The organism is Kitasatospora sp. NPDC052896 (assembly GCF_044547075.1).
Classification (GTDB): Bacteria; Actinomycetota; Actinomycetes; order Streptomycetales; family Streptomycetaceae; genus Kitasatospora.
Genome location: NZ_JBITZU010000009.1, coordinates 322,709 through 332,946 on the forward strand (window position 1 = coordinate 322,709; position 10,238 = coordinate 332,946).

The 10,238-nt window shown below is 71.3% G+C and carries 8 protein-coding genes and 1 pseudogene; 5 read left to right on the forward strand and 4 right to left on the reverse strand.

The window, feature by feature from the left end; translation table 11 throughout:
• Positions 1–50: 50 nt before the first annotated feature.
• From ACIGXM_RS21245 to ACIGXM_RS21260, 4 genes are all read right to left on the reverse strand, one after another.
• Positions 51–710, reverse strand: coding sequence for a transposase (locus tag ACIGXM_RS21245; protein ID WP_396563088.1), 660 nt, complete (start codon positions 708–710; stop codon positions 51–53).
• Positions 637–1,218 carry a helix-turn-helix domain-containing protein gene (locus ACIGXM_RS21250; protein WP_396563090.1) on the reverse strand — a complete coding sequence of 194 codons (582 nt, stop codon included), beginning with the start codon at positions 1,216–1,218 and terminating at the stop codon, positions 637–639. Before ACIGXM_RS21250 ends, ACIGXM_RS21245 begins: the two co-directional genes overlap by 74 nt.
• A 142-nt stretch (positions 1,219–1,360) precedes the next feature.
• A complete protein-coding gene (locus tag ACIGXM_RS21255; RefSeq protein WP_396563092.1) occupies positions 1,361–3,607 on the reverse strand; it encodes an FtsX-like permease family protein in 2,247 nt (748 codons plus the stop codon).
• 59 nt (positions 3,608–3,666) lie between these two features.
• Positions 3,667–4,392 (reverse strand): ABC transporter ATP-binding protein, encoded by a 726-nt coding sequence (locus ACIGXM_RS21260; RefSeq protein ID WP_396563094.1) that lies wholly within the window; start codon positions 4,390–4,392, stop codon positions 3,667–3,669.
• Positions 4,393–4,510: 118 nt separating this feature from the next.
• Between ACIGXM_RS21260 and ACIGXM_RS21265 the strand changes: the two genes are divergently transcribed.
• The 5 genes and pseudogenes from ACIGXM_RS21265 to ACIGXM_RS21285 all read left to right on the forward strand — a co-directional run.
• Complete coding sequence (locus ACIGXM_RS21265) at positions 4,511–5,353, forward strand: sensor histidine kinase (RefSeq protein ID WP_396563096.1); 843 nt, start codon at positions 4,511–4,513, stop codon at positions 5,351–5,353.
• Positions 5,350–6,096: a response regulator gene (locus tag ACIGXM_RS21270; RefSeq protein ID WP_396563098.1), complete on the forward strand. Its 747-nt coding sequence runs from the start codon at positions 5,350–5,352 to the stop codon at positions 6,094–6,096. Before ACIGXM_RS21265 ends, ACIGXM_RS21270 begins: the two co-directional genes overlap by 4 nt.
• A gap of 492 nt (positions 6,097–6,588) precedes the next feature.
• Entirely contained in the window at positions 6,589–6,720 is a 132-nt protein-coding gene (locus tag ACIGXM_RS21275) for a winged helix-turn-helix domain-containing protein (protein ID WP_396563120.1), read from the forward strand.
• 191 nt (positions 6,721–6,911) lie between these two features.
• Positions 6,912–9,179, forward strand: coding sequence for a protein kinase (locus ACIGXM_RS21280; RefSeq protein ID WP_396563100.1), 2,268 nt, complete (start codon positions 6,912–6,914; stop codon positions 9,177–9,179).
• Positions 9,180–9,252: 73 nt separating this feature from the next.
• A pseudogene (locus tag ACIGXM_RS21285) lies at positions 9,253–10,238 on the forward strand (IS5 family transposase); the annotation flags it as partial.

Consider the following 10,238-nt stretch of genomic DNA (forward strand, 5'->3'; position numbering starts at 1 on the left):
GTCCTGCTGGAGTACTTAGTGGTCTGCGTCGTAAGTCCTTCGGGGGTTGATCACGCTGCCGGGGCGGCGGAGGATTCTTCTGGGTGATCGGCGGTGTGCCGGTCGAGTCTGGCCAGCAGATCGTCCAGGTCGGAGGTGGTGAACTTCCACTGGAACGGCTGTGCCGTGGCGTTGTAGCGGTCTTCGAAGGCTCGGAGCCGGTCCGCGACCTCGTTGAGGTCGGTGAAGTCGTTGGGTATCACGACCTTGCGCTGCACGACGGAGAAGTAGATCTCCACCTGGTTCAGCCAGGAGGCGTGGACCGGGGTGTGGAGGAGGACCGCGTTCGGGTAGGCGGTGGTCAGCCGGTCGGCGGCCTTCTTGCCGCGGTGGGAGGAGCCGTTGTCCACGACCCAGAACACGCGTTTCGCGCTAGCGTAGGGCTCCTGGGTCATGACCTGGTCGACCAGGGCCATGAACGGGGCGATGCCGGTTCTCGGCTCGCAGCGGCCGAAGGTCTTCGCGTGGTGGACGTCGTAGGCGGCCAGGTAGGCCAGGGCGCCACCGCGGCCGTAGGTGTGGTTCACCCGCATCGCCCTGGCCTGCCCGGGGGCCAGGGTGGGGTGGCAGCGGCAGCGGGCCTGGATGGAGGTCTTCTCATCCGCGCTGATCACGCACTCGTCCGCGCCGAGCGCTTCGCCGTTCCAGATGTGGGCATAGAGGTCGAGCACGCGCTCGGCCCTGGACCGGAAGGCAGGGGTCGGTGATGAAGATCCAGGACTGGTACTGCCAGGGCTTGAGCGCGTCCTGCCTGAGCCAGCGCCGCACGGTGGAGGCGGAGATCGCGCCGGCGATGGCGCGGCCGACGACCTCGCGGGCCAGCTCCGGAGCCGACCAGCGTGAGAGCGGTGTGCCGCTCTCGGCGGGCAGTTGGCAGGCCAGGGCCTTGACCTGGGCGGTCTGCAGCGGTGTGAAGGAGGCGGGACGCCCGGAGCGCTTGCGGTCGGACAGGGCGGGCAGCCGGTGCTCGGCAAATCGGCCGCGCCAGGTGCGGACGGTGTCCAGGTGCAGCCCCATCTCGCGGGCGATGCGGGCGTTGGGGCGGCCCCGGGCCGCGTGCAGGACGACGTGGGCGCGCTGACGGAGCCGGTGCTCGGTCTTGTGGCCGTAGGCCATCGTCTTGAGCCGCTTGCGCTCGGAGGCGGTCAGGGTTATCGGGCGGGCAGGGGCAACGGGCAAGGCGGGCACGCCGATCATGAGAAGTGGATCACGACAGGTTTTCCGCCAGGGTGGACCGGCCGTGCAGCGGTTTCACAAACTGGCGGGGCGGGTGGCGACCCCCGTCCGCCACCCGCCCCTGGCAACCGCCCACCCCGAGGCGTCACTCGTTGTGGAGCACCTCGGCGATCGGCAGCCGGGCCGCCGTACGGGAGGGGAGCAGTGCGCCGAGGACGGCGATGACGACGCCCGCCAGCGCGACGGCGATCAGTAGCGGGGCGCGCCACACGTTGATCATCGAGTCCGTGAACATCAGAATGGTGATGTTCTCGACGATCAGCCGGTGCGCGGCCATCCCGAGCGGGACGCCGATGATCCCGCTGACCAGACCCAGCCCGGCGACCGAGGTCACCGTCATCGCGACCACCTGGCGCGGCGTCATGCCGATCGACTTGAGCATGCCGAGGTCCCGGCGGCGCTCGCGGATGTTCAGCAGCACGGTGTTGAAGACTCCGAGGGCGGCGACCACGCACAGCAGCACGGTGAAGATCGTCGCGAAGCTGATCACCGAGGCGATCGGGCCGTTCACGTCGTTCGTCACCACGTTCGAGTAGAGGCCGGGGTCGGCGTCCTTGATTGCCTTGACGTAGGCGTCGGCGTCCGCGCCGGGGGCGAGCCGCACGACGTACTCGACCACGTGCAGTTTCACTCCGGTTCCGGCCAGCGTCGCCGCGTTGGACGCCACCGCCCGGGCGTTGCCCTCGACGGGCTCGCCGACGATGGTCACGGGCAGGAGCCGGCCACTGACGTCCAGGGTGATCCGGTCGCCGAGCTTGAGTCCGTGCTGGTCCAGGAACGCCGGTCCGGCAACCACCTCGCCCAGCCTGGTCGCCGGGCGCCCCTTGACCACGTGCAGTGGCCGCTCGAGGGCGTCGCCGCCGTAGAAGTCGGCGAACACCGGCTGGGTGTAGCCGACCAGGCCGACCTGTTCGAACGCGCGCGAGGTCACCTGGTCGGAACCGGGCGTGGCGCGCAGCACGGCCTCGATCTGGGCGTCGGTCAGCTTCGGCACGGTCTGGTGGGCGTCGGCGGCGCCGACCTGCACGTGGACGAAGGTGCGGCCGTTGTCCCCATTCAGTGGCTGCATGGAGGCGAGCAGCGTGCCGGTCAGGCCGGTGGCGAAGGTTACCGTGACCACGCCCAGCACGATGGACGCCATGGTGAGCGCCGTCCGGGCGGGACGGGCGAAGGGCTGGCCGAGGCCGAGGCTGACCGAGCGCGGCAGCCGCGTGCCACTGAGCCAGCGCTGGACCTGTAGGCCGCGCCCGGTGCGCGGCGCGCTGCCTGCGGTGATTGCCTCTGCCGCGGAGATCCGATGGGCGCGCGAGGCCGGCAGGAACGCGGCGAGGACGACCAGCAGGGGCACGGCGACCAGGCAGGCGACCGGCAGCCAGGCCGGGGGCGCGAGCGCGGCGGTGCCGGTGTCGATCCCGTTGAAGGTCATGTCGACGATCGGGCGGGCCAGCGCCCAGCCGGCGACCGTGCCGAGGGCGGCACCAGCGATCGCGGGCACTGAGACCATGGCGATGTAGACCGCGACCACCTGGCGCGGGGTGAAGCCGAGCGCCTTGAGCACGCCGATGTGGCGGTAGCCGGACACCACCGCACCGCTGACCACGTTTCCGACGATCAATACCGCGACCACCAGGCCGAGCGCGCCGAAGACCGACATGAACGGCAGGTAGGCATCGGCCGAGGCGGAGAACGCCTGCTTGAGAGTGAGATAGGACTGCGCGCTGGTCAACGCGTCCCCGGGCAGGCCCTCGGTGGCCTTCGCCAAGCCTGCCTTCAGCGCGTCGTCGGTTGAGGCGTCGGTGAAACGGTAGAGCATCTGCTCGGCGGTGGGATGGAGGGCGGCCATCTGCTCGGGGGTGACCCAGCCGCCCGCCGAGTTGCTCATGCTGTCGGCGATGCCGACCACGGTGAGTGGCGGAGCGCCGGTGGGCGCGATGGTCTGGCCCAGCAGGTTGTCGAAGGTTCCCCGGCCCATGTAGACGACGACCTCGCCCGGCCTGGTGGCCCAGCGGCCTGCTGTCAGCTTCACACGGTCCACCGGGCCCGCCGGGTCGGCCCGGCCCACCAGGGTGATCGCCCCGGGCGCGTTGCCCAACCAGTCGGTCGGGATGTTCAGAGTGACCTGGGCGAACGGCCCGGCGGCCGCCTCGACGCCCGGCCGGTGGGCGTCGGCGGCCAGTTGCTCCGCCGGGGCCTTGGCGGCGTCGAAGGTCGCGACCACGTGGGCGCCGCGCTGCGCGTCGAAGGCCGCGTCGAACGGCGCCCGGGCGGCGCTCATCACGGCGAGCGCGAGCAGGATGGTGGTGGTCGAGCAGAAGACGACAAGGCCAATCACGATCGTCTGGACCTTGCGCCGTCTGACGGCCGCGCGTGAGGCCCGCCACACCGCCCCGGTCATGCCGTGTGCTCCAAGGACCGCTCGCGGGCCACCCGGCCGTCCGCGACCTCGACCAGCCGGCTGGCGCAGCGGGTGGCCAGGTGCGGGTCATGGGTGACGATCAGCAGAGTCTGCCCGATCTGGTTGAGGTCGATCAGCAGGTCCATCACCTGCTCGCCGGAGCGGCTGTCCAGGGCGCCGGTCGGCTCGTCCGCGAGCAGCAGCGCCGGACGGTTCATCAGCGCCCGGGCGACGGCCACGCGCTGGCGCTCGCCGCCGCTCAGCGCGGCCGGGTAGGTGTCCTTGCGGTGGGCGACGCCGAGTTCGTCGAGCAGCTCCAGCGCCCGGCGGCGCGCCTGGCGGGCGGAGGTGCCGGTTAGCTGGGCGGCCAGCGCCACGTTGTCCAGGGCGGGCAGGTCGTCGATGAGGTTGAAGAACTGGAAGATCATGCCGATGTGCCGGCGGCGGAACAGCGTCAGCCCGGTCTCGTTCAGCTGCCCGAGGTCCTGGCCGTGTACGCGGACCGTGCCGGAGGTGGGCCGGTCCAGGCCGGCGACCATGTTCAGCAGGGTGGACTTGCCGCAGCCCGAGGGGCCCATCACGGCGACCGCCTCGCCCGCCCCGATCCGTAGATCGATTCCGTCCAGGGCCTTGGCGTCCCCGAACTTCTTGTGGACACCGGACAGCTCGACAACGACCTGCGCGCCGTCCTGCCGGGTGCTTCCGTCGTGATCATTGCTCATGGCACCCGACGGTAGGAGCAGCGGCCCCGGCGGGGCATCCCACCCCGGGTGTAACCGTCCGGGGCCGTAGTACCGGGGAGGTACGCGAGCGGTACTCCCGGATGATGTGGATCACGGCGTGAGCTGGGAAGCTGGCGGAGTGTGGGGTTTGGAGACGGGGTGGATCGCCGCCCTGGTAGCGGCAGGGGCGGCCGGCTGGCTGGGGGTCGCTCTCGGCAGGGCGCGGCGGGCCCATCGGGCGGCCATCGGCGCGCGCGGCTGGCTGCTGGAGCGGGAACGGGAGAGCGCGGCGCGCACAGCCATCAACGCCGAGCGAGCGAGGATCGCGGCCGAGTTACACGACATCGTGAGCCACAACGTGAGCCTGATGGTGGTGCAGGCCGGAGCGGCCCGCGAGGTGCTCGCCACCATGCCAGAGGAGGCGGCCGCCGCGATGGCCGCCGTCGAGTCCGCCGGCCGAGACGCGATGACCGAACTACGACATCTGCTCGGCCTGCTGGCCCCGGCGGCGGACGGCCGTGACGAGCCGGAGGAGGCCGACTTCGCGCCGCAGCCGAGCCTGAGCCGGCTCAGCCCACTGATCGACCGGTTCGCCTTCGCCGGCCTGCCGGTGGAGGTACGGATCTCCGGCGAGCCACAGCAGCTGCCCGCTGGCATCGACGTGACGGCGTACCGAATCATCCAGGAGGCGCTGACCAACGCGCTCAAGCACGGGGACGGGATGAAGGCGGAGCTGACGGTGCGCTACACGGACCGCTACCTGCGGGTGGAGGTGCTGAACAGCGGGCCGAGCGTGCTGTCCGGCGATCCGGCGGGCACCCCGCAGCGCACCGACGGGGCCGGGCGCGGGCTGGTCGGGCTGCGCGAGCGGGTCGCGGTGTACGGCGGTGACCTCGACGCCCGGCGCCGGCTCGGCGGTGGCTTTCGGGTCCGCGCACGCATCCCGCTGGACCGGCCGTGACGGGCGCGCCGCCGGACGGCCGGCGCGGGCCCCGGGTGGTGATCGCCGACGACCAGGAGCTGGTGCGCACCGGCTTCCGGATGATCCTCACCGCGCGCGGGATCGATGTAGTAGCCGAGGCCGCCGACGGCGCCGAGGCGGTCGCGGCAGCGGTCACGCACCAGCCCGACGTCGCGCTGCTGGACATCCGGATGCCGGGCATGGACGGCCTGGAGGCGGCCCGGCGTATCCTCGCCCAGGTCCCGCGCTGCCGGGTGATCATGCTGACCACCTTCGACCTGGACCACTACGTGTACGCGGCCCTCGCCGCTGGCGCCAGCGGCTTTCTGCTCAAGGACGTCACGTCGGCCCACCTCGCCGCCGCCGTACGGCTGGTGGACACCGGCGACGCGCTGCTCGCGCCGTCGATCACGCGCCGCCTGGTCGAGCGTTTCGCGGCCGGCACCCCACGGCCGTCCTCCGCCGACAGCCCGGCGCCACACCGCGACCTTGCCCCACTGACGCCGCGCGAGGCGGAGGTGCTCACCCTGCTGGGGCGCGGGCTGTCCAACGCCGAGCTGGCGGACGAGCTGACGCTCAGCGAGTCGACGGTGAAGACTCACGTGACCCGGATCTTCGCCAAATTGAACCTCCGGGACCGGGCCCAGGCCGTCGTCCTCGCGTACGAGACCGGGCTAGTCACGCCGGGCGGCCCGGGACGGGGGCCCGAGAAGCCACGGAACCGGAGTCCCCGACTCCCTTGATTCGCAGCCCTCAACGTCGCATCGCCCCGCTCGCGCGCGCTGCTGCGGCGCGAGGGCGGCGACACGCCCGGCACTAGCTGACAGCGCACACACCCACGACCGGCTCCGAAGTCAACCCCCGAAGGACTTACGACGCGGACCACTTAGGGCATCGCAGAGTCTCACAAGGTCAACGTGCCCGGGCGGGGAAGGAGTTACCAAAGGGTAAAGATCACGTGTAGCTCAGGGCCGATGGCGCACGGGCCAGGAGGAGCGGCCAGAGGCGACGGCGGCGGTGCCTGGTGGAAGGTGTCGTCATGCCGCTGCCTCGGACCGTCGCCCCGCTCCACCGCGAGAGCACGGACTCCTACATCGAGCGCCTAACACTCGTGAACAGGCTCTTCCCGGACGAGCCGCCCGACCGGCTCACCAGCCTGCGGCCGTTCCGCACCGACTGGCCCGAAGCCCCTGATCAGGAGTGTCCGTCAAAGCGAATCAAGCCCAATTGGCCGGCTGTTCCGTGTGGCGTACACCGTCGAGGGGACGTGGGTGTTGCTGCGGCGCCACGGCTGGTCCTGCCAGGAGCCGGTTCGCCTCTTCTGTCATCGGATCCCGGCCGCTCCACATCGGCCCGAGGCTTCGTGAATCGCCCAGGTCGAACCTCGATGCCCGGCAAGTGGTGCCCTTCGGCCGCCGTGCACACGCATATCGACTGCCGCGGAGGTTGGCAGCGGGCGCGGAACGGCTGATATGTTCACGCAGCGTGCGCCGGGCCAGCTCTGGCCTGTCAAGGATCGACTCCCCGACCCGATCTGACGAAGAGTTGAGGAACTGCCATGTGGGGCCAGGGCACCGTACTGAACGGCCGTTACCGGCTGATCGAGCTGATCGGTGTCGGTTCGACGGGCCACGTGTGGCGTGCCGTGGACGACGTGCTCGGCCGCTCGGTCGCGGTGAAGATCCTCCTGCCCGAGCTGTTGGAGGACCCGGCGTTCGCCGAGCGCTTCCGCACCGAGGTCGGGATCCTGGCCTGGGTGAGCCACCCCGGAGTCGTCTCGGTGTACGACTACGGCGAGACGACCGACCCACGCGCCGCGTTCCTGGTGACGGAGCTGCTCGACGGCCGCCCGCTCAGCGAGGTGCTGGCCGAGGCCGGGCGGCTCGACCCCGTCCGCGCCCTCACCATCGCGGCGCAGACCCTCGACGCGTTGCAGGCCGCGCACGACGGGGGCATCGTGCACCGGGACGTCAGGCCCGCGAACCTGCTGCTGCGCGGTGAGACGGTGGTGGTCACCGACTTCGGCGTGGCGCGCACCGCGGGCACCCGGCGGCCCACGGCCGGTGGCACCGAACCGGGGACAGCCGTCCACGGTGCACCCGGGCAGTCGCGCCAGGGCGCGCTGACGGCCGCCGCCGACGTGTACGCGGTCGGGGTGATCGCGTACGAGTGCCTGACGGGTGCGTCCCCGTTCGACGACGGGAGCTCACCAGCCGTCATACGGCAACACGTCCGGGAGCCGGTGCCACCGCTGCCGGAGGAGATCCCAGCGGCGGTACGAAAGTTGGTCCAGCGGGCCCTGGCGAAGGACCCGGCCGACCGGTTCCGCAGTGCCGCCGCGATGGCGAGGGCCATCCGGGTGGTGCTGCCAGGGCTGACGTCCGCCTCGCAGGCCCCGGCGGGTGAGGGAGTCGGGGCGGCGGTCGACTGGGTGTCGTTCGAGGCCAGCGTGGGCCTGATCGCCAAGGCGGGAGCAGAGCTCGGTCAGCAGGCGGCGGAGCCGGACATCGACGCCGAGCCAGAACTGCCCGCCCAGCCCGAGCCCGTAGCCGAGTTCGCCACCGGGCAGGAGCCCCTCGCCGGGACGACGCCCGAGCCTGCGCCCGCGACCGGGACCGTCCTTGAGACCGAACCGAGGCGCGAGACGGAGGATCGGCAGGGCGAGGCCGAGCAGAAGGCCCCCCGGGCCGGTGACCACCCGGCCGGGGCCTCCCCCGGGGTGCTGGGCGAGGCTCCGGACGCAGACCAGCCGGACCGGCCGTCCTTCGCGATCGCGCTCACCCACCTTCGAACGGAGCGCGAGCCGGAGCGGGAAGCGGAAGTGGAGAGCGAGCACGGTGCCGCCGCCACCTCCGAGGCCCATGACCGCCCCGACGCACCCGCCGACGGGGCCCCGGCCGACCCCCTGGACCTCGGGCCGGCCCTGTCCTCCAAGCTGCGGAGTCTGGTCGATCCGGTGCTGACGCCCGCGCTCGCCCGCCGGCGCCGCAGCGCCGGGGTGCTCGGCGCGGTCACGGTCGCCCTGATCCTGGGCACGGCCATCGCCCGGCCGACCTTCAGCCAGCATCCTCACGCCGGCAGTGCGAGCGGCGGCCAGCCCACACTCTCGGGCAGCCAGGCCCCGGCGACGCCGCCCGCCGTCCTGGCCGACGCTTCGGTGAGCCCATCCGCAGGCTCACCCACGGCCACGGCCAGCGCGTCTGCGTCGCCCAGCGCGACGGACGGCACAACGACGACCGGCCGCCCCTCCACCGCGCCATCCGGCGCCGGCTCGAACGAACACTCCTCCGGGCCGACCGGCCAGCCTGCCACTACTCCGCCACGGCCCACGCAGGCGCCGACCATACCCGCGCAGCAGCCGGCCACGCCCGCGCAGCCTCCCTCGACGGCCAGTACTCCGCCGCCCCCGCCCCGCCAGCCGGGCGAGATCACCAACTACGGCGACAACACCGCGATCGACGTGGCCTCGGGAGCGACCAGCAACGGCACCCAGCTCATCGAGTGGCACATCTACCCCACGCTCACCGGCCAGCACTGGACGATGCAGCCCACCACGGTCAACGGCACCAGCGGCTACTACCTCCTGAACGGCCTGAACTCCAACGCGGTCATGAGCCTCGGGTTGAGCAGCAAGGTCGACCTCTGGCAGGCGGGCAGCTGGCTGTGGCAGCTCTGGCTTCCGGAGGACTCCTCCGTCGGGGGCTTCTCCTACCTCCACAACGCTCTGACGGGCCAGTGCCTCACCGACAACGGCCTGCAGACCCAGGTGACGCTGGCGCCGTGCAGTGCGAACAACCCCGCGCAGATGTGGTCCCTGCCCTCCTAGGGTCTGTGTGATGTCGTGATCAATATTGCGGTTTCGTGCTCACCTGAAAGCGGAATCCGGTAGGACGTTGTGTGTGACGCGTAGGCAACTCACCGACGAGCAGTGGGCGTTCATCGAGCCGTACTTGCCGATCGGCGAGTACGGCCCATACCCCGAAAGGCTGCGGGACCAGTTCGAGGGCGTGATCTGGCGGTTCCGCTCCGGCGCCCAGTGGCGGGAGATGCCCGCCGAGTTCGGCCCCTGGCCGACGGTCTACGGTCGCTTCCGGGTCTGGAGGGACGCCGGCGTCTTCGAAGCCCTGCTGGAGAGGCTGATCGCGGAGGCCGCGAAGCGGGGTGAGGTGGACTTGTCCCTGGTCAGCGTGGACTCCACCACTGTGCGGGCCCACCACGACGCCGCCGGAATGCACCTCGACTCCGACACCATGAACGCCCTGGAGAAGGCCGCCGACGAGGCGGAGAAGGCCCGGCAAAAGGGGGAGGCCCGCAGGGACAAGACGGGCAGGCCGCCGCAGACGACCCGGAAAGGGAACAACGGCGAATCCGGCGTCGGCGCAAGCTCCGGCTGAAAGCCGCCCTGCTCGGACGCGCCGGGGGCGGACAGACCAGCAAGATCCATTGCGCCGGCGACCGGAAATGCCGCCCGCTGGCGTTCGTCCTGACCGAGGGACAGGCCGCCGATAGCCCGCAGTTCATCCCCGTACTGAAGAAGGTCCGGGTCCCAGGGCCGGTCGGCCGTCCCCGCACCAGGCCCGACGCGGTCGCCGGAGACAAGGCCTACTCGTCCCGAGGCAATCGCTTCTACCTTCGCGAACGGCGCATCAAGGCGGTCATCCCGGAGAAGAAGGACCAAGCCGCCAACCGGAAGAAGAAGGGCGGCAAGGGCGGCAGGCCCGTCAGCCACGACGTCGACCTCTACAAGGAACGGAACACCGTCGAGCGCCTGATCAACAAGCTGAAGGCCTGGCGAGGCATCGCCACCCGGTTCGACAAGACCCCCGAGAGCTACCTCGCCGGCCTCCACCTCCGCGCCTCGATGATCTGGATCGATGATCTCCTA